Genomic DNA, 22,316 nt, shown 5'->3' with positions numbered 1-22,316 from the left:
AAGCAGGTTTCGCCTGTATAGCCGCGATTTCTAATCGCCCGGAAATATTATGTTGTCCACCCACTCTAACCAGCGATTTGCTGAAACAATCAAGGTGTGTGGCAAAAAATAATCTGTCCTCCTATTTTACAAACTACTTTCTACCATTACGGCCGGCCCAACTGGCTGTGGAGGTAGTGTAGATGGTTCCAAGGTGACAGCTAAAGTTGATTTTGTAGAACTACAAGCAGCGGCAGGAATGGTAAATTCCGCTAAAACTGTTCCCTGCTGACTTGCATCAAAATTTGCACAAGCTATCTTCTTGTCATCAACTATTGCCCAAAGTCGATATATTTGACCAACAGGGGAAGCGGGAAGGTTTTGAAAGACAATAACCGCTTTTTGTTCGTTAGTATTAATCGCTATACTACCAGAGGCAGTATTTGCATTTTCTGTTCCTGTGAGAGTAAATAAGCGAGTATTGCGCTGTTGTAACACCTCAATTACGCGAGTATTGCGCTGTTGTAACACCTCAATTACATCTTTCTGAGCCTGCACAACTTTCAGTTGTTGCCGCAAATTGTAATTATCTAAACCTAAAGCAAGAGCTAAAAGTGCAGCCGCACCAGCAGCAATTTTGCTCCAAGGTAAAGAAAACCTTTTTGGTGTTGAGATAGGAGTTAGAGAACTATTGGCAGCTTCTAGAATGGCTGTACGCAAGTGAGGAGGAGGAGTTACTTCAGGTAAAGCATAGGGCAACACTTCTAGTGCTTCCTGCAAACTACTCACCTCTGTAGCAAATTGCGGATTTTCTGCCAGGAGTCGCTGAAATTCCAGGGCTTCTTCAGGGCTGAGGTCGCCGAGGACATAACCTGTCATTAATTCTTCTAAATGTTCAGGATTTAAAGGTTCGGTCATAATACAACTATTTAATAAATTCTCGTAGAGTTTGCCTCAGTTTTAGTAGACCCGTTCGTGCGCGAGTTTTGACCGTTCCCAAAGGAATATCTAGTTGAGTGGCAATTTCTGATTGGCTCAGGCCTTCGTAGTATGCCATTTCTAATATTTGACGCTGATTTTCTGAAAGTTCCGCCAAAGCAGCTCGAACTTGTTGCGATCGCTCTCCCAAAGACACTTGTTCAAAAGGATTGTCCGTTCTTGTTTCAGCAGTCATTGCGTGTTGCCAACGCTCCAGAAACTTCACAGAAGTGCCGCGAGAGCGAAGTTTATCAATAGCACGCGATCGCGTCATAACTGTGAGATAGCTGCTAAGAGAACCACGAGCGGGATTGTAACTATCGCTACGCCAGAGATTCAGAAAAATCTCTTGCGTTAGGTCTTCTGCCTCTTGAGGATTCCTCAAAATTTTCAGTGCTAACCCATATACAAGAGAGCCATAGCGGTCGTAGAGAATCCCCAGAGCAGAGGATTGACCAGCTTTGAGGGCTTGAAATAAATCTGTATCCATCCTCGTCGATGGGGTTTTGGGAGTGCGATCGCTAGAGTCAGGAGGCATACGTTCTGAAAAGAATGTCTAAACCGATACCTCTTCAGAGTCAAAGTCAGCACTTGTTCTGCTGCATCCCTCACAAGAGAGAATTTTCCTTTTTCTTTTATACGACCGAAAGCGCTAATTGGATGTCTGCCAACACAGTCGTAAATTTATTTCAGATTTATTTCAGTAATTTTGCGGTCAGTGGCAATCCAAAATGCCACTGACTCCGTAATAACAAGTAGGTCGGTTGAGTAGATTCCACAGCATCGCGCATGGGTTACTCAGCCAAGTTCCCATAGGGTTCTGGATAGTGATGTTCAGTTCAGGGTAGATACACCCTACACCGCTGTTAGGAGGGATCAATCCTTAACCGAACAGTATTGAGTCTAGTCCCATGTAGATCGAGATATAAAACTCCCAATGAAAAAACTGGCACAGATAACAGCAATATCGGTAATAGTTGCAGGGCTATCATCCCTGCCTGCACAGGCGGCCACGTTCACCGAAAGCGACGACGCAGGTGAGACTCTCAGTACAGCCCAGATCCTCTCAACAATGCCAATGCCCCTAGAGTCAATCTCTGGGATGCTTTCTGGAGATGCTGATCTATTCCAAATCTTCTTAACTGGCGGTCAGACATTCTCGGCGACAACAGTCGGCGGGGCTGATTTTGATACGCAGTTGTTCCTATTCGATAAAGATGGCTTCGGAGTCTATTCTAACGATGAATCAACTGGGAGTATGGGGCAATCCACGCTGCCAATGAACAGTCCGTTCACCCCAACCAAATCCGGCATTTATTACTTGGGAATCTCCGGTTTTGACTACGATCCTGTCAGTGACAAGGGTAAAATTTTCCCTGATTTTCCTGATTTTCCTGATGTTGCCTTCGATGCAGTTGTTGGAGCGACTGGTTTTGGTGGTGATTCACCTTTGAAGGAGTTTGACGGTGCGATCTTGAGCAGTGGTGGTAGCTACACAATTGCCCTAACCGGAGTTGAAACGGCAGGAAATACGAGCATCCCTGAACCCTCCTCTGTGTTAGGAATATTGGCGCTTGGTGCTTTGGGTGCATCACGGCTAAAAAACCAGAAAAACAACCAAAAAACAGGTAATTCTTCCGCATCCTGAACATTACCTAGTTAACTCTCATCCCCTGCGATTAAATTTCCCTTCACTCAACGCCTACGCAAAAACGCTGACCTCGGAATTATTTGCAGGCAATTGAGCGCACCTCTATTAGGAGCAATCTTATGACATTTTCCTCGCGGCGCAAACTGTTAAAAATGGGCCTTTGCGGTTTTGGCGCACTAGCTTTGACGACCATCCCAAAAGCATTAACTGCACAGCCTAGTCGCACCACAAAAACCCTGACATTTAATGCTGACGACATTGGTATCCTCAACTTTGCTTTATTGCTAGAGGAACTGGAAGCAGCATTTTATCTATCCGTTGTCAAATCTGGCAAAATTACCAATCCCAGAGAACTCGATTACATGAGAGCCTTGGGTATTCACGAAGGCGAACACGTAAAATTTTTGCGTAGCGTACTCGGCTCGGATGCCACATTCAACACCAGAGACCTCAACTTCAACCAAGCTGGGTTGGCTGGCGTACTGACCGACCGCACCACGATTTTGAATACAGCTTTGACATTAGAGGACGTGGGCGTACACGCCTACAATGGCGCGGGAACAAGCTTAAAGAACCCTACTTACTTACTGGCGGCTGGTTCGATTGTGAGTGTTGAAGCTCGTCACGCAGCGGGGGTACGTGGGTTGGTGGGTCGCCCTGCTACAGAAAGCGATAGCGATCGCATAATCAAAGACCCTGACTTAGTACCTGAACTCAACCCCTTTAAGGGACGGGCATACGATGAGTTGTACACGCCTAAACAAATTGTGGCTATTGTCAGCTCTTTCCAGCTTCTAAACAACCCCATCAACGGGGCGCTCGTCGCTTGAGATGTATAGAGGTATTTGACAATGAAAATCTTTTCAAACCTAACAGCACAGCAGGCGACAGAAAATATGCACTCAAAGAGCTTTAACCTCCGACTCATCCGCCCCATCGCCACCGCTGTACAAGCTGTGGTGCTGGTTTCTTTAATATTTCTATCAGTGTTCATCGCTCCAGCCGCACCTGCCTATGCTCAAGGCGCAGTGCTGACACCCCGACAAGTGGTGGAATATGCCCTAACCCTAGAAAAGCTGGAAGCTGATTTTTACGTCAAAGCGATCGCTTCAACCCAGAACGGGGGTTTGGCGAACGCTCCCCAACCAGCCAAGAATGCGATCGCATCCTATGGACAAGATGAGGCTCAACACGTTGTTGACTTGTCAGCTGTATTGACAGCTTTGGGAGGCAACCCAGATGCGATTACTATTCCAGCCAACCCCAATTACAACGCCATCTTAGGTCGCAATCCATTTACTAATCTTGCAGATTTTTTACTCGCAGGACAATACGTTGAAGATTTGGGAGTAGCAGCTTATAAAGGTCAAGTACAGAACTTGCTGGCAGCTGGAGAAGCTGGCAAAACTGTGTTAGCAGGAGCCTTAGAAATTCATACTGTAGAGGCGCGGCACGCTGCGGGCTTCCGATACCTGCGGCAAACTCTGCTCAATGCCGACATCCGACCTTGGATTAGAAATCAAAATGAGGTGATTTACAACGAAAATCGGACTGGTTTCCCAATTCCGTTTAGTGGTGAAGCCTTTGATGGCTTCGCCACAAGTGATGAAGTATTGGCGCTGGTAGCTCCAATACTGCGTCCGTAAAAACCTAAGTTTAACGATCACCATCCCCAATATTGGGTTACTTTCTTCCCGCTCAAAAATTACTCTTTACGTAGGTTGAGAAGCCACCCCCGCGCGCGGGGGTGGCTTTTGAGCGCCAGCGAAACCCCAGGGTAAAACTCGATATTTAGCTGGAGTAGATTAAATAACGTCAGTTCGGGTTAAGCCAAAGGCAGCAAGTTGTGGTCAATGGCAATCGCCGGCTTCTTCGGTTGATGGCACTAAGCAATCAATCCGCAGAGAATGTTGACTCTTCAGTTGACTGGAGAGCGATGCCGAGAATGCTCAATCTGAGAAATATTTTTGAGCTGGTCGATAATGGTTTCAATGATCGAGCGCTTACGCAGCATCAGGCGCTCACTCAGGGGCATCAAACGTTGTTTCATGTTGCGCTTGAGTTTGCTAATCAACTGAATGCCAGCACTCTCTAACAATTGTTGCGCCAGCTTTTGAGACACATAGCCCTTATCGGCAAACACCTTGCCAAAAAGCTGCTGCAATTTCAGTACAGGGGTGCGATCATCGGTGTTGCCTGGAGTTAGAACAACGTTGAGTAACTCCCCTTGGTCGTTGACCACCAGATGTAGTTTGAAGCCAAAAAACCAATCAACGGACGTTTTGCCCCTCGCCGCCAGGTTCTGGAACACTTTGTGTTGCTGAATGCGACGATTGTGACAGACTTTGAGGCTAGTGGAATCCAGAAAACTGATACCGCTACAGCTGCCAAAACAGGAGCGCAGATACGCACAAAGCGGTATCAACGTGCTGGGTATCCACTCGATAAATCGGTTGTAGCTCACCAGTGCTGGAAACTCTTCCGACCACTGGGTCTGCACCTTCTGTTGATAGTAGGTTTTGAAATTCCGGTAGCAGGACTGGTGAAAGGCAATCAGAATGGTCATGATGAAAGCTCAGGCGTAGGCTCCGCTCTCGTTTACGTAGCTGTAATCCATGCCCAAGCAGTTGGCGCTCCCACTGCGGTTCAAAGCCTTGGCAGAAGTCGTCGACACAGCAAAATAGTTCTTCTAGACTAAGCATGGGGTAATTCAGATGGATGAGAAGTTAGCACTTTCACCCTACCTGTTTTGCCCCTTCCTTATCCCGAACTCAGGTTAAATAGGGCTTACGCACGTCAACACGCTGTAGGGGCATGGCATTACCCCTACGACAGAATCAGGCATTCACTAATTAACTGCGTAAGTCTTGTTAAAGTTTAGTCTGTAACCAGCTAACGAGAAACAGATGATAGAAATCAAACCGATACAATCACACCAAGTTGAAGAAGTTAAGCGGGTAATTGTTGAGGTTGCCTGTGAAATTTGGCAGCTTCCTGAAGAAGAGATCGCCCGTTACGATGCCATGTCTGACATAGATGATATGCGATCGCACTACTTCGACAATAACGGCACGTTCTTAGTGCTTATCGATGATAGTAGGGTTGTGGGAAGCGGAGCTATCCGGCGTTTGAATGACGACATCTGCGAACTGAAGAGGATGTGGTTTTTCAAAGATTACCGAGGGCGAGGTTTGGGGATGAAAATGGCCCAGATGCTCTTACATTTTGCCCGGAAAACAGGTTACAAGAAAGTCAGACTTGATACAACTGATAAAGAAAAACAAGCACAAGCCCTGAAGCTCTACAAGCGACTCGGCTTTTATTTTATCGAGCAATACAACGATGGTTTCTGCACTGTATTCATCGAGAAAATGCTCTAAAAGCTAATAAGCTATTAAAAATTTAAAATTATCCTTCCAGTCAAAGACTCGGAACACTTAAACGAAGGATCTGCCTCCTTCAATAGTCAAGAAATCCCAGCCCTATTTTGAGGCAGAGCCTCATCAATAGCATTCCCAGTCTCTGACTGGGAACGAGGAAAGAAACCGGGTTTTTTAGCCCCAATTTTGAATACTATACCGATGCCCTAGCTATTAACATCAGTCAAGCGAGAGTTCAGGAATCGATCCATCCAATTTGCCAAATAAGCCCAATTTGCTTGCTGCTGATCTTTATCAGTGCTATCGATAGGGTGGGGTGCCAATCCCAACATGGCAGCGGTTGTTACGCAGAACATTGACTTTTGAAAACTGATGCAAATTTGTACTCGCAAATCATCTTCTCCTCGACGGCTGCGGCGGTAGATATCATGCATATAGTCTGGCAAGAAGTGCCGCATATCTTGCATCAGCAAAGTTGGTGGAATTCCAGCACCGCCAATCGGTAACGGATCGGCATACAAAGCGCCATAATCAAATCTACTTTGATCTGGGGAAATTTGCTGTGCCTGAGCGTTAAAAGAAACTGTACCTTGAAAAGGCGTTCCCCGGAAGAAAATCGCTTCTACGTAGGGTAGTGCTGTATCTGCTAGAAAAGTTAAACCGACTTCTTTGGGAATTATTTCATACACCTGTCCTTTAATTGGCACGGCATATGTAATCGGCAAGTTAGCAGCTGCAACTAATTCGGCGCGGATATGTTCTACCACGTCGGGAATTGATTTAATTTCTCCGCCATCGTATCTGTCAGATAACTGGATAAACATATCGCTCATCACCCGCCAGAATTGCCCCAGCCCACTGTAATAAGCTAAGGTTCGCACCTGTTCTGGCAAGAATTCTGGAAATAGGCTATTGAGTCCTTGGATGAGGAAGTTGTTTTTAATTGCTGCTTGGATTGCTGGCTCTATTCGCGCTTTAAATTCTGGAGAATCTAGGTACGTATCTAAACCGCCGCCACCGTGCCACAGCATTCCCCTCATGCAGTATTCAGCGTACTCATAATTAATCCGGTCGTGCCACCAGTGGCGCAGCAATTTTTTTAGAGAAATGTCGCCATTGAAGTATTTAAAAAAGGGAAAAAGCACTAAAAATTGATGTTCAGCGATGTAGATGAGATTCTTAGAATAAGCATCTAAAACTATTCCATAACTTTTGAGAATCCCTACAACTTCCATCACATTTTCTGGCGTGTCGGGTAGTAAGGCACCCCCATTCATTATTCGGTTAATGTACTCTGCCAGAGGGTGATTTGAAGATTTTAATGTAGTGCCGATCATTGGTGGTACTCCTTAGTCATTAGTCATTAGTCATTAGTCATTAGCTATCTTGTGTATGGCTAATTGATATTTTGTTTATTACGGTTAACAATTAGCCATTAACAGATAGCAAGCGACTAATGACTATTAACAGAAGAAATTTGCGCGATCGCTGGTCGTGTAATCATTGCTGTTGTCGTGGTTTCACTCCAACGCGCTACCCAGTTGGGAGAGATTCCCAGAATGACGATCAGGATAGCTAAAAATATAGACGGATAGCGATCGCTCCACTCTACTGGTGGCAAATTCATCACTCGTTCGGAAAGTCGTCCGAAGAAGGCGCGATTAACCAGCAGCAAGAAGTACACTGCTGTTAAACCTGTACCCACCATACACAACAGGGTTTGAACGGGAAATACTGGAAAACTGCCCCGAAATACCAAAAATTCGGAAATAAAGCCCACCATACCCGGAATACCAGAGCTAGCCATCACCCCCAACACCATTAGACTACCAATCAGGGGCAAGCCGCGTTCTGGGTTGAGTAAACCTTTGAGGGCATCTAAATCGCGGGTGCCAGTTTTTTTGTAAACGACACCGACCAGGAGAAACAGCAGTGCGGAAATTAAACCGTGGCTGATCATTTGGAAGACAGCTGCCAAAATGCTTACGGGAGTTGCTGCTGCTGCTGCTAAAAGAATGTAGCCCATATGAGCGATTGAGCTATAGGCAACCATTTTTTTCATATCTGTTTGCGCGATCGCTGTGAAGGCACCGTACAGTACGCTCACCGCCGCCCAAGTAGCCAGCCAGGGAGCCAGATACGCCCACGCCTGGGGGAACAACCCTAAGCCAAAACGTAGCAAACCATATGTTCCCAACTTCAACAGCACTCCCGCTAATAGCACTGAAACCGGGGTTGATGCTTCTACGTGGGCATCTGGCAACCAGGTATGGAATGGCACTAAGGGTATCTTAATACCAAAGCCTATCAAAATTCCAGACAGCAGTAGTAGTTGTGTGCCTAAAGGTAAGGACAAGGCATACAATTTTTCAAACTCAAAAGTAGTTCCCCCGCTGAGCAAAACCAGCCCAAAGAAAGATGCGAGGAGTAAAATTCCCGAAACTGCGGTATAAATCAGAAATTTTGTTGCTGCGTAGCTTCGCTTTTCTCCTCCCCAAATAGCAATCAACAGATATAGCGGAATCAGTTCCACCTCATAAAACAGGAAAAACAGCAGCAAATCCTGCGCCAAAAATGCCCCTGAAACTCCGGCATTTAAAAGCAAAATCAAAGAGTAATAAAACCGTGGTCTGTTGATAGAATCATCAGTGCTGTAGAGGGCAATTAGTGTTAAAAGACTATTTAAAACCAGTAAAGGCAAAGATAAACCATCTACACCAAGATGATAGGTCAAACCTAATGTATCAATCCAAAGAATGAACTCAGAAAACTGTAGGAGTCCATCCTCTGGTTGAAACTGACTCACCAGTAAAATAGACCAAATTAAAACGCCACCCATAACCACCAACGACACTCGACGGGCAACTTGGGCGGTGAGCTGGGGCCAAAACCCAACTATGAGAGCGCCTAACACAGGCAACCAAATTAAAGCACTAAGCATGATAGGGATTAGGGACTAGGGACTAGGGACTGGGGAGAAAGTTAAGAGTTAGAAGTTATTAATTCCTAATTTCTAACTCTTGTATGGCACATTAAAAAATTTCAGCGCTTAACAAAGTTAAAATTGGCCAGAGCATCAGAATTGTCAAACCGCTTAAACCCAGGAGGATAGTTAATAAATAAAACTGGGACTGACCGGAAACGTTGTATTTCAAGCTTTGCCCGCTGAAAATGGTAACAACACCAACCAGGTTAACCAGTCCATCTACCACGTAGCGGTCAATCCAAGCATTTAACCGGGAAAGCCGATCGACAGCAAAAACTACACTCAGGCGGTAAAGTCGGTCGATGTAAAAGTCGTAGGCGAACAAGTCTTGGAGAAATCGGAAGGGAACCCGAATCGATCTAGACCAATTTCTCGGCAGATAAATAACTGCCCCGAAGCCACAGCCGATTAAGCCAGATATCATCACTAGCAATAGGGCTGGTTTGTTCAGGTACTCCCAATCAGGCAACAGTGACAAGCTTTGCATCATCAATGGTACTAGGAGAGTTAACACTATCAAACTCACCATTGGCACAGCCATAGTCCAAGGCACTTCTGGCGCTCTTTTCGCCTTCGGTTGGGGTTCACCCAAGAAAATCAGACGAAACACGCGGGTTAAATTTAATGCTGTCAAGCCATTAACTATCAGCAATACTGTCACCAGCCAGGGTTGGTGTGTCCAAAAGTCATCCATTCCCAGGCGCAATGCCCAAAATCCGCCCAGTGGCAGTAGTCCAATTAATCCAGCGCTACCGACGACAAAGGCGGTGGTGGTAGCTGGCATCCGCGACCAAAGACCGCCCATTTCTGTGAGGTTTTGGGTGTTAGTTGTCAAAATCACACAGCCAATGCTCATGAATAAGAGGGCTTTGGCGATCGCGTGAGCAAACAACAACATTAGAGCGAAACCCGTCCATTGCGTTCCGACGGCGATAAATACTATACCCAAGTAAGCGCTGGTGGAATGGGACAAGGCGCGTTTAATGTCAATTTGAGCGATCGCTACCAAACAAGCACCTATCGCTGTTACCGTCCCAATTACTACCAACGCGCTTGAAGCCACAGGCGAAAGAATTAACACAGGCTGGAGTTTAATCAGCACATATGCGCCGCAAGCTACCACCACAGAGTTCCGCAAGATGGAAGCTGGGTTAGGCCCTTCCATCGCTTCATCCAGCCAAAGGTGCAGCGGAAATTGGGCGCATTTTCCCGTAGGGCCAGCAATCAAAGCCAAACCTAACAAAGTTGCCGTCAGTGGTGACAAGGTGGCAGTTTCTGCCCACTCATACAAATCGGGAAAATCCAGGGTTCCCGATAAAGTCGCTAGCGCCACCACTCCCATCAGCAGCAAGATGTCTCCTACCCGCTTAGTTAAAAAGGCATCTCTTGCTGCCGTTATTACCAAGGGCTGTGCATACCAGAACCCCACCAGTAAATATGTCGAAAGGGTGAGAACTTCCAAAAGGCAATAGCTGAGCAATAATGAATCGCTAATCGCCAAGCCACTCATCGCTCCTTCAAAAAATCCCATCAGGGCAAAGAAGCGAGCCAATGCCCAATCTTTCTCCATATATCCCAGAGCGAACAGTTGCGCTAAAAGGCTTAAACCAGTCACCAATTCCATTGCCCCAACACTCACGGCTGAGATATCTACGGAAAATGTCAGGTCTAAATCTACAACTTGCAGCCAGTGGAAAACTAACTTTATCGGCTCTTGGTTCCAGGTGGATCTAAAGACAATTGTGCCATGAAGAAACGCCAAGAAAGTCATCAACACATTAAAGTAAGCAGCTGGTCTGGGGCCTGTGCGGCGGATCATGCCTGTAGACCAGGGTAAGGTCAAAACGGCACCAAGTAAGCTATAAAAAGGCACCCACCAACTTGTCTGGGTGAGAAACTCTGTCATAGAAAAAGGCCTTTGCTATTTCAACATCAATTTACTTAAAATTGTTCATAGTTTATTGTGAAGCACAAACATTGTCATGCACCATGAACTATGAACCTTTAGCGAGGTTTTAGAATTTTGCACCTCTCAAATTTAATCTTTGCTAGATTATTTTTTTATCGCTGTTGCCTTTAATTGGTTGTACGTTAACACTAAACAACTCCAAATCTCATAACAATATCTCCTTAGAGATTGTAAAAATTTCAGCATCCATGCCTATCAAACCTAAGTTTATAAGCTTTATTTAAAAAACTTATAGCTTGAATTTGGCAGGTTATCAGCTTTTAGGTTTAGCAGGCGGATCGTGCGATCGCTCTCGCGGCGTGGCTGCGCTGGGCGGCTCACAACGAGCGCTCCCTGTCAAGCTTTTAAATTTGGTCGCTCTTACCCAATCGGGGCGGGTTATAGGTGGTATTATTGTAGTCTATATAAAAGTTATGAAGAAATTATAAAACATAACTAAGCATTCCAGAAACTGATTAACTTCTACTAAGCAGATCCCTCATTTAGTCTATTGTTAAGTTTTTTTAAACCTTTTAATCTGAAAATATCATACTAATTTATATTGTCAAGGGAGCCTCACTTCCCTATGCTTATTGATGCAAGGGTAAAAAATAGTTCTTGAAGTGAAAAAATGGGCATCTCCGTCCAAATTTTCTTGACAAGGCAAATTTGGACCGGGTAATTCAACTGATTTTGTAGGAGGGAAGTAATGCCAATTGCGGTTGGAATGATTGAGACAAAAGGTTTTCCGGCAGTTGTGGAAGCCGCCGACGCAATGGTGAAAGCCGCTCGCGTGACACTGGTGGGATATGAAAAAATCGGCAGCGCTAGGGTGACAGTCATTGTCCGAGGCGATGTTTCCGAGGTGCAGGCTTCTGTATCAGCTGGAGTTGACGCAGCAAAACGGGTGAATGGCGGTGAAGTTTTGTCCACCCACATCATTGCTCGTCCTCACGAGAACCTGGAGTATGTGCTGCCCATTCGTTACACCGAAGCAGTCGAACAGTTCCGTCTTTAAAAGTTTAAAGGCGATTGTTGGGCAGTCAGATGCCGATAAATCGGTTTTTCAAGTCCAAAAAGTTTGTTTATTTATCTATAAGGGAAGGAAGAATCAATGGCAATTGCAGTAGGAATGATTGAAACGCTAGGGTTTCCCGCAGTTGTGGAAGCCGCTGATGCAATGGTGAAAGCTGCTCGTGTGACGCTAGTAGGCTATGAAAAAATAGGCAGTGGTCGCGTCACCGTAATTGTTCGTGGAGACGTTTCTGAGGTGCAAGCCTCTGTATCGGCGGGAGTTGAGTCTGTAAAGCGGGTGAACGGCGGTCAAGTTTTGTCCACTCACATTATTGCTCGTCCTCACGAAAACTTGGAGTACGTGCTGCCCATTCGTTACACCGAAGCTGTGGAACAGTTCCGCGAAAGTGTCAGCGGCATTCGCCCTTACAATAGACCGTAAGATTAGGTCAGTTGTCCTTTAAGAGTTGGAAAGTTGGAAAGTTGGAACGTTGACTAGAGGTAAGTTTCTATAACTTTCCAACCTTCAAACGTTAAAACGCTAATGGACAACGGACAACAAATAATGGATAGTCAACACACAATCACCGAAGATGCAAATTGCTAAGGTTCGCGGCACGGTCGTCAGCACTCACAAAGAGCCTACACTCAGAGGTGTCAAGTTACTTCTGGTGCAGTTCATTGATGAAGAGGGACAGCTACTGCCGAAATACGAGGTAGCAGGCGATCAAGTAGGTGCGGGTCTGGATGAGTGGGTTCTGATTAGTCGTGGTAGTGCGGCTCGGCAGATGGAAGGAAGTGAAAAGCGTCCTATCGATGCGATGGTAGTGGCGATTATTGACACTGTGAATGTGGAAAATCGCCTCCTATACAGCAAGAAGGAACAGTATCGTTAGTCGGTCTACTTTGTTGAGTTAGTGAGGGATCTAGTTATGCCGGTTGTCCGCAGGTATGCGGCTCCCCCGACCCCGTGGTCAAAAAGTTTGGCGGAACCAAAGATTGATGCAACCGCTTATGTACATTCTTTTTCCAACATCATCGGAGATGTGCGGATTGAGGCGAATGTGTTGATTGCTCCGGGGACTTCGATCCGGGCTGATGAAGGCTCACCGTTTCATATTGGCGAAAGCACGAACATCCAAGATGGTGTAGTGATTCATGGTTTGGAACAAGGCCGGGTCGTTGGGGATGACCAGGAGGAATACTCGGTGTGGGTTGGGAAGAATGCTTCTTTGACCCACATGGCTTTAATTCATGGACCAGCCTATGTGGGAGATGATTGCTTTATTGGCTTTCGCTCGACAGTATTTAATGCCAGGGTGGGCCACGGTTGCATTGTGATGATGCACTCCCTGATTCAAGATGTGGAAATTCCTCCAGGGAAGTATGTAGCTTCTGGGTCGGTGATTACTTCTCAGCAGCAAGCAGACCGTTTGCCGGATGTGCAAGAGGGCGATACGGAGTTTAGCCGCCATGTTGTAGGAATTAATGAGGCTCTGCGGGCTGGGTACTTGTGTGCTGCGGATGCAAACTGCGTTACATCTGTCCGAGATGAGATGATTACATCTAATGGCGATCGCCGTCCCACTACTCAAGTATCAAGTCAGGTATCAAGTATGAATTCAGTAAGCATAGATATTTCCGAGCAAGTTAGAAATTTGTTAGCCCAAGGTTTAAAAATTGGGACGGAACACGCTGATGAGCGCCGCTTCCGCACCAGTTCCTGGCAAAGTGGTTCGACAATTGAAACAAATAACGCGGCGCAAGCGATCGCAGCCCTACAAGCAGCGCTCGAAGAATATAGTGGCGAATATGTCCGGTTAATAGGTATCGACCCGAAAGCTAAGCGTCGGGTACTAGAGCAAATTATCCAACGTCCCGACGGCAAGGTACAAGTCGCAGCTAAGACAACAACGGCGAAAACTCACTCTAGCAATGGTAGCACCACTGCCCGAACTGCGAGTGCTTCCAATAACTCAGACCTAAGTGAACAAGTTAGAAACTTGTTAGCCCAAGGCTTAAAAATTGGCATAGAACACGCAGATGAGCGTCGCTTCCGCACCAGTTCCTGGCAAAGTGGTTCGACAATTGATGCCAAAAATCAAAGCCAAGCGATCGCAGCCCTAGAAGCAGCGCTCGAAGAATATAGTGGCGAATATGTCCGGTTAATAGGTATCGACCCGAAAGCTAAGCGTCGGGTACTAGAGCAAATTATCCAACGTCCGGACGGCAAGGTACAAGTTGCAGCTAAGACAACACCGGCGAAAACTCACTCTAGCAATGGTAGCACCACTGCCCGAACTGCGAGTGCTTCCAATAACTCAGACCTAAGTGAACAAGTTAGAAACTTGTTAGCCCAAGGCTTAAAAATTGGCATAGAACACGCAGATGAGCGTCGCTTCCGCACCAGTTCCTGGCAAAGTGGTTCGACAATTGATGCCAAAAATCAAAGCCAAGCGATCGCAGCCCTAGAAGCAGCGCTCGAAGAATATAGTGGCGAATATGTCCGGTTAATAGGCATCGACCCGAAAGCTAAGCGCCGGGTACTAGAGCAAATTATCCAACGTCCTGAAGGCAAGGTACAAGTCGCAGCTAAGAGCGCCCCGGCTGCTGCTAGGAGTAGCTCAAACTCAAACAGCACTCCGCAAGTGGTTAACAGCTCTCTATTGAGCAGCGAAGTGGTGGATCAAGTGCGAAATCTGTTAGCTCAAGGCTACAAGATTGGCACAGAACACGCAGATGAGCGTCGCTTCCGCACCAGTTCCTGGCATACTTGTTCTCCGATTGAATCAACCAGACAAGGAGAAGTAATTGATGCGCTGGAAGCTTGTATGAACAGCCACAGCGACGAGTACGTGCGCTTATTTGGTATTGATACCAAAGCCAAGCGCCGCGTCCAAGAGACGCTGATTCAACAGCCGAATGGTAAGGCTGGACGTTAGGAGATATAAGAGTAAGGAGTTAGGAATGATTTACTCATAACTCACTCACAGGAGTTATGAGTAACGAGTTAATAACTTGTTACTCATAACTTACAGAAGTTGGAAGTTAGCAGCGCTCAACTAATAACTCATAACTTTTAGTAAAAAGTTAAAAGTTACGAGTTAGGAATGCTTAACTACTAACTTGCTCACAGAAGCTAGTAGTTAAGAGTTAGTAACTCGTGAGTGATAACCTATTCACAGAAGTTGGAAGTTAGCAACTCATAGCTCTTAACTCTTAACGCCTAACTTATAACTATTTAGCTCCTAGTTCCATGCACTTGCCCCTACTACCGCCGTTTAGCAATTCTCAGGTTTATGTGCAAGGGGATGTGAGTATTGATGAAAGTGCCGCGATCGCACCAGGGGTAATTATTCAAGCAGATCCAGACTGTAAAATTATTATCGCTGCTGGTGTCTGCATCGGCATGGGAACCATTATTCATGCCCACAAAGGCAACCTAGAAGTCGAGGCAGGAGTTATTCTGGGCGCTGGTGTTCTGCTAGTCGGTACGGGTAAGATTGGGGCGAATGCCTGCATCGGTGCCGCGACGACAGTTTTCAACGCATCTGTGGAATCTTGTCAAGTAGTGCCGCCAGGATCTCTGCTAGGAGTCAAGGGGCGGCAAATTGCTGACACCCCAGAAGCAAGAAAAAGCGAAGATGCGGCAAACCAGCCAGAAAGCAAGGACTTCCCCCCAGAATCCCTAAACGGACAAGGGATAGCCACCAGCGACCCGACTCCAAGCGGCGAAGACACCCAAGAGGAGTTAGCGATCGCTACCACTCCCCCGACTCCAAGTGGCGAAGATACCCAAGAGGAGCCAGTGCCTAAGCCTCCCCCTGTTGGCGTTCCCGTCTATGGACAAGCAAACCTGAACCGACTGCTCTTGACTTTGTTTCCTCATCATAAATCCGCCAACCCTCCTCCCGAAGACAATCACAGTGAATGATAGTTTCGACTTTTGGGAAGTATTAGTATTAACAACCATCAACTAATCTCTTAGTGTGGGCATACTTAAGTTAGGCGGCCAGTATTTTCTCACGGAGGTTATAGGTGGAGGTACAAAAACCAGGGCTTGTTCGTTTTGAACGGACAACTCAACCAAAAAACTTCAAAGACACTGCTCTTGGCATGGTTTCGACTCGCAGTTTCCCCGCTATCGTTGGCACAGCTGATATGATGCTGAAGTCAGCCGGGGTGACACTCATCGGGTTTGAAAAAATTGGCAGTGGTTACTGTACCGCTATTGTCCGAGGCAGGATCTCAGATGTCCGTTTAGCTGTAGAAGCAGGCGCACAGACTGCCGAACAGTTTGGTCAATTAGTCTCCTCTTCGGTAATGGCGCGTCCCATGCCCAATTTGGAAGTAATATTTCCTATTGGCAGGCGCTTGTCCGAATTAAGCGACGGCGACAGTTACAGTCGCCTGAGCAATCAAGCGGTTGGTTTGTTGGAAACGCGGGGATTTCCGGCGATGGTGGGTGCCTGCGATGCGATGCTCAAGGCAGCTGAGGTGTATCTATCCTCTTACGAAACTATTGGCGATGGTCTGTGTACTGCGATTATCCGAGGAAGGGTGGCAGATGTGGCTGTAGCTGTTGAGGCTGGGATGAGAGAAGCCGAGAGGATTGGGGAATTCAACTCGCTGATGGTGATTCCAAGACTTTTGGATGATCTGGAGCAAATCCTGCCAGTGGCGACTTGCTGGGTTGAGGAGAAACCTGAACCTCTGATGGTGCCTGTTAACGTTAAGGAAACGGAAAAACAGTTGGTAGAGTTAGAATTGCCAGATTTAGCTAAGTTACCACCCCTCCGTGTGGAAGAATGATGTATATGGGCTCGCGCATCTACAGCTAACAGCTTCTTTTCAAATGGAAAGCGTTGCACATTCACACCTTAGATGCTTTGGGAGGGAATCAGCCTGCAAAACACAGGATGAATATAGAAGATAATGACTTCCCCGACCAACCATCAAGTAAATATGCAACGCCTGTAGGAAGGAAGACTGTCACTTTGTTTCATTAATTTGATAATAACCTTGATCTCCTATAGATCAAAAACATTGTTTTCAATGGTTATGATAGATTATTATCTATAACTGCCAGGAGAAGGGCGGTTGAAGCAGGCAACGCTGCATCAGTTAAAGGTTTTTGAGGTAGTGGCTCGGCACGGGAGCTTTACTCGTGCGGCAGAGGAATTATTTCTCACCCAGCCCACCGTCTCTATGCAGGTCAAGCAGCTAACTAAAACAGTTGGCTTGCCACTGTTCGAGCAAGTCGGTAAGCGACTCTATCTTACCGATGCCGGACGGGAACTTTTGGTAACGTGTCGGGAAGTTTTCGATAGATTAGCCCAGTTTGAGATGATTGTTGCTCAAATGAAAGGGCTGAAGCAGGGACGATTGCGGCTGGCAGTGATTACCACTACCAAATACTTTGTGCCGCGTTTACTAGGGCCATTTTGCCAGATGTATCCGGGAATTGATATTGCGCTCCAAGTGACAAATCACGAACGGATACTCAGCCGCATGAGCGAAAATCTGGACGATTTGTATATCTTGAGCCAAATACCGGAGCATCTTGATATCACCTATCATCAGTTTCTGGCAAACCCCCTAGTGGTCTTGGCACCTGTCGATCATCCGCTAGCTAAGGAAAAAAATATCCCGATATCTCGCCTTTCTGGTGAGCCGTTTATTATGCGGGAACATGGATCGGGAACGCGCTCATCGGTGCAAACATTATTCGATGAGCATGGCGTTTCTGTAAAAGTCAGGCTGGAGTTGGGGAGTAACGAAGCGATTAAGCAAGCGATCGCAGGCGGCTTAGGCATATCTGTCTTATCTCGCCATACTCTAGGGCTAGATGGTGCCACCAATCAAATTACCATCCTTGATGTGCAAGGCTTTCCTATAAGTCGCCATTGGTATGTAGCATATCCTGCTGGCAAACAGCTCTCGGTTGTCGCTCACACCTTTTTCGAGTACCTTTTGGAGAAAGCACCGCAAGTTGCCGTGGATATGTCCTGACATCCCCCCGGCGCTATTTCTAGTTACCAGACTGAGTCTGGTAACTAGAAAACAGTTTCTATCGCGTCCAAACCAGCCACCAGCCCAACAGTTTCTTAATAAACGGTGTTAAACGAGTACGACTATATTCATCTGCCGCCTTGCGAATCACCTCAGCTTGAGTAGGATACGGGTGAATGACACTACCAAGAGTTTTTAACCCAAGATTTCCCACAATTGCCAAAGTAACTTCGCTAATCATATCGCCTGCATTTCGCGCCACAATCGTTGCACCTAAAATTTTATCAGTACCTTTCTTCACAAAAACTTTCGCAAATCCTGCTGTTTCGCCATCGGCAACTGCCCGATCCACGTCACTTAATGGAACGAAAAAAGTATCCACCTCAATTCCTTTTTTTTGAGCGTCTTTCTCGTACATCCCAACATGGGCAACTTCCGGATCGGTGTATGTCACCCAAGGCATTGTCAGCGAACTGAGTTTTTTGCGTCCAAAAAACAAACTATTTTGAATTACAATTCTGGCAGCAGCATCAGCAGCGTGGGTAAATTTCCAATCCATACAAACATCACCAGCCGCATAAATTCGAGGGTTAGAGGTTTGTAGATTGTCATTTACAATCACTCCTTTTTTGAGGTCATACTGCACACCAACAGCTTCAAGATTTAATTTCTTAACGTTAGGCGATCGCCCAACTCCAATCAGAATTTCGTCTACCGTTACAGAATCTTCTTTTCCATTCGATTCGTAATAAATAACTTTCCCTACACTTGTTCGATCAACCCGTTTCACCTTGGAGTTTAATATCAGCTGAACGCCTTCCCGAATAAAGGACTGGTGGACAATTTCTGCTGCATCAGCATCTTCCTTATCCAGAATGTGGTCATTTTTATGTATTAACACCACTTGTGAGCCTAAACGTTGAAAAGTTTGAGCAAATTCGCACCCCAAGGGGCCACCACCAATTATTGCCATTCGTTGCGGTCTTTCGGTTAGAGAAAATACCGTTTCATTAGTGAGATAACCAGCATCCTTTAATCCTTCAAGGTCGGGAGCAGTAGCCTTGGCACCAGTAGCTATTACTGCTTTTTTGAAGCGCAAAATTCTTCCTCCAACTTCCACAGTATCAGCACTGTTAAAACGCGCTTCTCCCAAAAATACATCTACATTAAATTCTTCTTTAAATCTTTGAGCAGAATCGTGAGGGCTAATCTCCGCCCGAACTCGCCGCATTCGCTCCATCACTGCCGAAAAATTAATTTCTGTGCCATCAGGAACGCGAATACCAAATTTATCTGCATTCTGAATATCACCGACAACACGAGAGGAGCGAATCATACATTTAGAAGGTACGCAGCCTACATTTAGGCAATCTCCACCCATCAAATCTTTTTCAATTAAGGCTACTTTACTACCTAAAAGTCCTGCACCTCCGGCAACAACCAGTCCCGCAGTACCTGCTCCAATCACAACCAAATTGTAACGAGACGAGGGTTCTGGGTTCACCCAATCTGACGGATGTACATTAGCAACCAAAGTCTGATTATATTCATCCATTGGCTGCACAATCGCTTTTTCAACTGTTTGTGACATTACAATTCCTCTTGATTAACGCTTTCTTCTAATGCTTTACGAGCAATGCGTGTGACATAAATAGTCACAGCAACTGTGGCAATAAAACCAACAACACGAATAACCCATTTTACTGCCTCTGTTTCCGGATTAGTGGGCTGATTTGCTGCTCCAATCGTGGCGAGACTACCCGCTAAAGAACCAATATAAACGTACATGATAGTCCCCGGAATCATCCCAATGGAGGCTAAAAAATAATCTTTTAAAGAAACTTGGGTTACTCCAAAAGAATAATTTAAAACGTTGAAGGGGAAAATCGGCGAAAGTCTAGTCAAAAGAACAACTTTGAATCCTTCTCTCTTTACCGCTTGGTCAATGGCTTCGAACTTGGCATTTTTTTCTATTTGCTGGGAAACCCATCCACGAGCTAAATAACGCCCAACTAGAAAAGCGGCTGTTGCTCCTAAAGTCGCTCCAATGAAAACATAAATTGAACCCCAAATTACGCCAAAGACAAAACCAGATCCCAGCGTGAGAATGGAGCCTGGTATAAAAAGCACGGTAGCTAAAATATAAATAAGAATAAAAGTCACGGGTGCCAAAAATCCCAGGCTGTCGATCCATGCCAATAGTTTTTTTAAATGCTCTTGAATATCAAAATATTTAGTTGCAAAAATAAAAGCCGAGATTAAAGAGACAAGTAATAAAAATCCTACAATTAGCTTGCGATTTAAGCTGGATTTGCTTGGACTAGATTCTTTGTTCATAAACAACTTCATAAAATGAACCGCAGAGAACGCAGAGAAAAAAGAAGTTATAGCAGTCCTATTTGATTGGTGAAAAAAAAACGAACTCCTCTAGGCGCGACCGGGCGCTTAAGAAAGAAGAGAGATAACTTTACAACTCCTGCAAGGATTGCTATGGAAGAGAATTATTCACGAAAGGCTTGTAATATATTATTAATATAATAAGATTTTGAGTTAAAAAAATATTTCTTGAGAGAGAGGCAAAAAATCCCGGTTGTTAAAAAGAGCTATGATATCTCGTGCGCGATCGCGTAAGCTGGCTTGTAAAGATGCTACGGCCTTAGCGGATGGTGATCAATCTCCTGCCCCTTTTAAATTGGGTAGTTAACGGTATGTAAAAAAAGTAAGATTTAAGTAAATGCAGTAACGAGGAGGCTAAAGGATATGGATGAGGAAATCATCAAACAACTAAATATGGAAGTTGAAGCGATGGGCTTTAACGAGTTAACAGAACTTGGCAATAGAGCAGTAAGTTTAGGATTGATTATTGGTCACGGTTATCGTAATAACCAGTATGAAATTCTTCGGAAAAATGAAGTAGTTATGCTACCTGCAAAAGAAGCAGCAGCTTACCTGAAAAACTTGATTGAATCAGTCAATGGGTAAATATACTGTAGCGCAGGCGTGGGGAGCATCCCGATTTTGCAAGAAGCCAACGTCATTACAGCAAAAATAAACAACAAAACGATCAATAGAATGTTGACGGCGAAACTTCAACCTCATGAGTTGCTTATTTCTCAATCTCCGCCAAAGTTTCTCTGTACATTGGTTGGCAGTCTCGCATCAAAGTTAGTGCTGATTTTTTCGTAGCTGGAAGAGGAGTTCCTGCGATCGCTATCAGACGCAGATGCAACTTGGGCTGATAAATTGTTGCGATCGCAAGGATTACGATAACGATTTCGATGCCCTCATGTTAGATATATCTAGAGGTAGAAAATGATTCAGCAATATCTCCAGAAGGCAATGGAAGTAGCACACTATGAACTGCTTGAGGAGGATGAAGGCTTTTATGGAGAAATTCCTGGTGCTACTGGGGTATGGGCAACAGGTAAAAATTTAGAAGCTTGTCGCACGGAGTTATTAGAAGTGCTGGAGGAGTGGGTAATCATCGGTATTGCTAGGGGTCACGGCTTGCCAGAATTTGATGGTGCGACAATAAAAGTTGAATCTGTCGCCTGATAAGCGATGGCACAACCTGCCTTTTCGCTCTAATGAGCTAGTGCGATCGCTATCAGACGCAGATGCGGCTTGGGCTGATAAATTGTTGCGATCGCAAGCTTTACGGTAGTTAATTGGCTTACTTTGAGATTTTTGCCGCTTCAGTGGGAATACTAAGTTTGGATTCCTGGTAAGGTCAATCAAATTAGTATGAGCATGGACTGGACTACCCTGCTGCGATCGCAACAAGCCGACTTCATCGAAAGACTGAAATCTAATGAGCTGCTGCATTGTGAAACTGAAGGTCAGCATAGTGAATTGACTGTCATCTCTGGCGATAAGTTAAAACAGTTAGTTGACTTCTGCTGGGAAATGGCTGAAAAGTACAAGCGGAATTCCCCGGTTCGTCAGGTATTTATTAGCAATATGAAGGGGAAACTGGGTGAAGAAGTTGTCAAAATCCGCTTAACTGACTTGTAAGGATTCAGGTCTAAGAATGTGGAATCAAAGAAGGAGCAACTTGAGAGGAATGAAGTTGGCTCTGAAGAGCTTGCTCAAAAAAATGAATTACCGAGCGACCTTGACGACGACAAGTTTGTACCACAGTTAATAAATTGGCAGTATCTTGAAAACGTGCCATCGATCGAGAGCCGCCACTAACTTTGCGCTTAGTAACAGCTAAGCGCAAAGAACGTTCTGCCAGATTATTGTCAGGAGGAACTTCTGGATGGTCAAGAAAATACCACCACTGTTCGGCTTTATCTCGTAAAGACCGCAGTAGAATCCTTGCGGTACCACCAGCTAAGTTAAACCATTGAGAGAGAGTTGATTGCA

The 22,316-nt window shown here is 45.5% G+C and carries 23 protein-coding genes and 2 pseudogenes; 15 read left to right on the top strand and 10 right to left on the bottom strand.

Annotated elements, in window-relative coordinates; translation table 11 throughout:
• Nucleotides 1-126 precede the first annotated feature (126 nt).
• Both H6F63_RS22625 and H6F63_RS22620 read right to left on the bottom strand, forming a co-directional pair.
• Nucleotides 127-897 (bottom strand): anti-sigma factor, encoded by a 771-nt coding sequence (locus tag H6F63_RS22625; protein WP_190639665.1) that lies wholly within the window; start codon nt 895-897, stop codon nt 127-129.
• Nucleotides 898-904: 7 nt separating this feature from the next.
• Nucleotides 905-1,495, bottom strand: coding sequence for a sigma-70 family RNA polymerase sigma factor (locus H6F63_RS22620; protein ID WP_190639664.1), 591 nt, complete (start codon nt 1,493-1,495; stop codon nt 905-907).
• A gap of 399 nt (nt 1,496-1,894) precedes the next feature.
• Here H6F63_RS22620 and H6F63_RS22615 point away from each other — a divergent pair, with 399 nt between their 5' ends.
• The 3 genes from H6F63_RS22615 to H6F63_RS22605 all read left to right on the top strand — a co-directional run bounded on the left by H6F63_RS22615 (nt 1,895) and on the right by H6F63_RS22605 (nt 4,254).
• Nucleotides 1,895-2,605 (top strand): PEP-CTERM sorting domain-containing protein, encoded by a 711-nt coding sequence (locus H6F63_RS22615; RefSeq protein WP_190639663.1) that lies wholly within the window; start codon nt 1,895-1,897, stop codon nt 2,603-2,605.
• Nucleotides 2,606-2,727: 122 nt separating this feature from the next.
• On the top strand, nt 2,728-3,438 hold the full coding sequence (locus H6F63_RS22610; RefSeq protein WP_190639662.1) for a ferritin-like domain-containing protein: 711 nt from the start codon (nt 2,728-2,730) through the stop codon (nt 3,436-3,438).
• Between the two features lie 21 nt (nt 3,439-3,459).
• A complete protein-coding gene (locus tag H6F63_RS22605) occupies nt 3,460-4,254 on the top strand; it encodes a ferritin-like domain-containing protein (RefSeq protein ID WP_242017645.1) in 795 nt (264 codons plus the stop codon).
• A 239-nt stretch (nt 4,255-4,493) separates the two neighbouring features.
• On the opposite strand, the pseudogene H6F63_RS22600 reads toward H6F63_RS22605, so the two are convergent.
• Nucleotides 4,494-5,310: pseudogene (locus H6F63_RS22600) on the bottom strand (IS982 family transposase).
• A 204-nt stretch (nt 5,311-5,514) separates the two neighbouring features.
• Between H6F63_RS22600 and H6F63_RS22595 the strand changes: the two are divergent.
• Nucleotides 5,515-5,988 carry a GNAT family N-acetyltransferase gene (locus tag H6F63_RS22595; RefSeq protein WP_190639661.1) on the top strand — a complete coding sequence of 158 codons (474 nt, stop codon included), beginning with the start codon at nt 5,515-5,517 and terminating at the stop codon, nt 5,986-5,988.
• Between the two features lie 206 nt (nt 5,989-6,194).
• On the opposite strand, the gene H6F63_RS22590 is transcribed toward H6F63_RS22595, so the two are convergent.
• The 3 genes from H6F63_RS22590 to H6F63_RS22580 form a co-directional block, all read right to left on the bottom strand.
• Entirely contained in the window at nt 6,195-7,325 is a 1,131-nt protein-coding gene (locus H6F63_RS22590) for a CO2 hydration protein (RefSeq protein WP_190639660.1), read from the bottom strand.
• 116 nt (nt 7,326-7,441) lie between these two features.
• On the bottom strand, nt 7,442-8,929 hold the full coding sequence (locus H6F63_RS22585; protein ID WP_190639659.1) for an NADH-quinone oxidoreductase subunit M: 1,488 nt from the start codon (nt 8,927-8,929) through the stop codon (nt 7,442-7,444).
• Nucleotides 8,930-9,020: 91 nt separating this feature from the next.
• Nucleotides 9,021-10,880: an NAD(P)H-quinone oxidoreductase subunit F gene (locus H6F63_RS22580; RefSeq protein ID WP_190639658.1), complete on the bottom strand. Its 1,860-nt coding sequence runs from the start codon at nt 10,878-10,880 to the stop codon at nt 9,021-9,023.
• 751 nt (nt 10,881-11,631) lie between these two features.
• Between H6F63_RS22580 and H6F63_RS22575 the strand changes: the two genes are divergently transcribed.
• From H6F63_RS22575 to H6F63_RS22545, 7 genes are all read left to right on the top strand, one after another.
• Entirely contained in the window at nt 11,632-11,940 is a 309-nt protein-coding gene (locus H6F63_RS22575) for a carbon dioxide-concentrating mechanism protein CcmK (protein WP_190420710.1), read from the top strand.
• Between the two features lie 96 nt (nt 11,941-12,036).
• On the top strand, nt 12,037-12,378 hold the full coding sequence (locus tag H6F63_RS22570; protein ID WP_015202599.1) for a BMC domain-containing protein: 342 nt from the start codon (nt 12,037-12,039) through the stop codon (nt 12,376-12,378).
• A 151-nt stretch (nt 12,379-12,529) separates the two neighbouring features.
• Complete coding sequence (locus H6F63_RS22565) at nt 12,530-12,832, top strand: EutN/CcmL family microcompartment protein (protein WP_190420709.1); 303 nt, start codon at nt 12,530-12,532, stop codon at nt 12,830-12,832.
• A 36-nt stretch (nt 12,833-12,868) separates the two neighbouring features.
• On the top strand, nt 12,869-14,878 hold the full coding sequence (locus H6F63_RS22560) for a ribulose bisphosphate carboxylase small subunit (RefSeq protein ID WP_190639657.1): 2,010 nt from the start codon (nt 12,869-12,871) through the stop codon (nt 14,876-14,878).
• Between the two features lie 314 nt (nt 14,879-15,192).
• Nucleotides 15,193-15,870, top strand: a complete 678-nt coding sequence (locus tag H6F63_RS22555) for a hypothetical protein (RefSeq protein ID WP_190420707.1) — start codon at nt 15,193-15,195, stop codon at nt 15,868-15,870.
• Between the two features lie 104 nt (nt 15,871-15,974).
• Nucleotides 15,975-16,748 (top strand): BMC domain-containing protein, encoded by a 774-nt coding sequence (locus tag H6F63_RS22550; RefSeq protein ID WP_347276832.1) that lies wholly within the window; start codon nt 15,975-15,977, stop codon nt 16,746-16,748.
• A 288-nt stretch (nt 16,749-17,036) separates the two neighbouring features.
• On the top strand, nt 17,037-17,948 hold the full coding sequence (locus H6F63_RS22545; protein WP_190455480.1) for a LysR family transcriptional regulator: 912 nt from the start codon (nt 17,037-17,039) through the stop codon (nt 17,946-17,948).
• A 58-nt stretch (nt 17,949-18,006) separates the two neighbouring features.
• On the opposite strand, the gene H6F63_RS22540 is transcribed toward H6F63_RS22545, so the two are convergent.
• Nucleotides 18,007-19,539, bottom strand: a complete 1,533-nt coding sequence (locus H6F63_RS22540; RefSeq protein ID WP_190639656.1) for a mercuric reductase — start codon at nt 19,537-19,539, stop codon at nt 18,007-18,009.
• Complete coding sequence (locus H6F63_RS22535) at nt 19,539-20,285, bottom strand: TVP38/TMEM64 family protein (RefSeq protein ID WP_199298220.1); 747 nt, start codon at nt 20,283-20,285, stop codon at nt 19,539-19,541. The genes H6F63_RS22540 and H6F63_RS22535 overlap by 1 nt, the downstream gene beginning before the upstream one ends.
• A 423-nt stretch (nt 20,286-20,708) precedes the next feature.
• Here H6F63_RS22535 and H6F63_RS22530 point away from each other — a divergent pair, with 423 nt between their 5' ends.
• Nucleotides 20,709-20,930: a hypothetical protein gene (locus H6F63_RS22530; protein ID WP_190639654.1), complete on the top strand. Its 222-nt coding sequence runs from the start codon at nt 20,709-20,711 to the stop codon at nt 20,928-20,930.
• On the opposite strand, the gene H6F63_RS31165 is transcribed toward H6F63_RS22530, so the two are convergent.
• Nucleotides 20,916-21,047, bottom strand: a complete 132-nt coding sequence (locus H6F63_RS31165) for a hypothetical protein (RefSeq protein ID WP_190639653.1) — start codon at nt 21,045-21,047, stop codon at nt 20,916-20,918. The two genes, H6F63_RS22530 and H6F63_RS31165, sit on opposite strands and share 15 nt — an antisense overlap.
• A 213-nt stretch (nt 21,048-21,260) precedes the next feature.
• Here H6F63_RS31165 and H6F63_RS22520 point away from each other — a divergent pair, with 213 nt between their 5' ends.
• From H6F63_RS22520 to H6F63_RS22515, 3 genes and pseudogenes are all read left to right on the top strand, one after another.
• On the top strand, nt 21,261-21,503 hold the full coding sequence (locus tag H6F63_RS22520; protein ID WP_190639652.1) for a type II toxin-antitoxin system HicB family antitoxin: 243 nt from the start codon (nt 21,261-21,263) through the stop codon (nt 21,501-21,503).
• Entirely contained in the window at nt 21,487-21,612 is a 126-nt protein-coding gene (locus tag H6F63_RS30660) for a hypothetical protein (protein WP_277876472.1), read from the top strand. The genes H6F63_RS22520 and H6F63_RS30660 overlap by 17 nt, the downstream gene beginning before the upstream one ends.
• Nucleotides 21,613-21,698: 86 nt before the next feature.
• Nucleotides 21,699-21,956: pseudogene (locus H6F63_RS22515) on the top strand (hypothetical protein); the annotation flags it as partial.
• Between the two features lie 16 nt (nt 21,957-21,972).
• On the opposite strand, the gene H6F63_RS22510 reads toward H6F63_RS22515, so the two are convergent.
• On the bottom strand, nt 21,973-22,316 hold a 344-nt coding region (locus tag H6F63_RS22510), incomplete at its 5' end, for a transposase (protein ID WP_190639651.1).

The sequence above is a fragment of the Trichocoleus sp. FACHB-40 genome (assembly GCF_014695915.1).
Classification (GTDB): domain Bacteria; phylum Cyanobacteriota; class Cyanobacteriia; order Cyanobacteriales; family FACHB-T130; genus Funiculus; species Funiculus sociatus.
Note: the sequence above shows the minus strand (reverse complement) of the source record. Positions and strands in the feature narration are given on the sequence as shown.

What these genes read in the sequence shown, in the direction of transcription:
- H6F63_RS22570 (WP_015202599.1), top strand. Translation starts at nt 12,037, where the DNA reads ATGGCAATTGCAGTAGGAATGATTGAAACGCTAGGGTTTCCCGCAGTT.
- H6F63_RS22540 (WP_190639656.1), bottom strand. Translation starts at nt 19,539, where the DNA reads ATGTCACAAACAGTTGAAAAAGCGATTGTGCAGCCAATGGATGAATAT.
- H6F63_RS22580 (WP_190639658.1), bottom strand. Translation starts at nt 10,880, where the DNA reads ATGACAGAGTTTCTCACCCAGACAAGTTGGTGGGTGCCTTTTTATAGC.
- H6F63_RS22625 (WP_190639665.1), bottom strand. Translation starts at nt 897, where the DNA reads ATGACCGAACCTTTAAATCCTGAACATTTAGAAGAATTAATGACAGGT.
- H6F63_RS22590 (WP_190639660.1), bottom strand. Translation starts at nt 7,325, where the DNA reads ATGATCGGCACTACATTAAAATCTTCAAATCACCCTCTGGCAGAGTAC.
- H6F63_RS22520 (WP_190639652.1), top strand. Translation starts at nt 21,261, where the DNA reads ATGATTCAGCAATATCTCCAGAAGGCAATGGAAGTAGCACACTATGAA.
- H6F63_RS22620 (WP_190639664.1), bottom strand. Translation starts at nt 1,495, where the DNA reads ATGCCTCCTGACTCTAGCGATCGCACTCCCAAAACCCCATCGACGAGG.
- H6F63_RS22560 (WP_190639657.1), top strand. Translation starts at nt 12,869, where the DNA reads ATGCCGGTTGTCCGCAGGTATGCGGCTCCCCCGACCCCGTGGTCAAAA.
- H6F63_RS22565 (WP_190420709.1), top strand. Translation starts at nt 12,530, where the DNA reads ATGCAAATTGCTAAGGTTCGCGGCACGGTCGTCAGCACTCACAAAGAG.
- H6F63_RS22605 (WP_242017645.1), top strand. Translation starts at nt 3,460, where the DNA reads ATGAAAATCTTTTCAAACCTAACAGCACAGCAGGCGACAGAAAATATG.
- H6F63_RS22555 (WP_190420707.1), top strand. Translation starts at nt 15,193, where the DNA reads ATGCACTTGCCCCTACTACCGCCGTTTAGCAATTCTCAGGTTTATGTG.
- H6F63_RS22575 (WP_190420710.1), top strand. Translation starts at nt 11,632, where the DNA reads ATGCCAATTGCGGTTGGAATGATTGAGACAAAAGGTTTTCCGGCAGTT.
- H6F63_RS31165 (WP_190639653.1), bottom strand. Translation starts at nt 21,047, where the DNA reads ATGAGGTTGAAGTTTCGCCGTCAACATTCTATTGATCGTTTTGTTGTT.
- H6F63_RS22615 (WP_190639663.1), top strand. Translation starts at nt 1,895, where the DNA reads ATGAAAAAACTGGCACAGATAACAGCAATATCGGTAATAGTTGCAGGG.
- H6F63_RS22535 (WP_199298220.1), bottom strand. Translation starts at nt 20,285, where the DNA reads ATGAACAAAGAATCTAGTCCAAGCAAATCCAGCTTAAATCGCAAGCTA.
- H6F63_RS22610 (WP_190639662.1), top strand. Translation starts at nt 2,728, where the DNA reads ATGACATTTTCCTCGCGGCGCAAACTGTTAAAAATGGGCCTTTGCGGT.
- H6F63_RS22595 (WP_190639661.1), top strand. Translation starts at nt 5,515, where the DNA reads ATGATAGAAATCAAACCGATACAATCACACCAAGTTGAAGAAGTTAAG.
- H6F63_RS22530 (WP_190639654.1), top strand. Translation starts at nt 20,709, where the DNA reads ATGGATGAGGAAATCATCAAACAACTAAATATGGAAGTTGAAGCGATG.
- H6F63_RS22585 (WP_190639659.1), bottom strand. Translation starts at nt 8,929, where the DNA reads ATGCTTAGTGCTTTAATTTGGTTGCCTGTGTTAGGCGCTCTCATAGTT.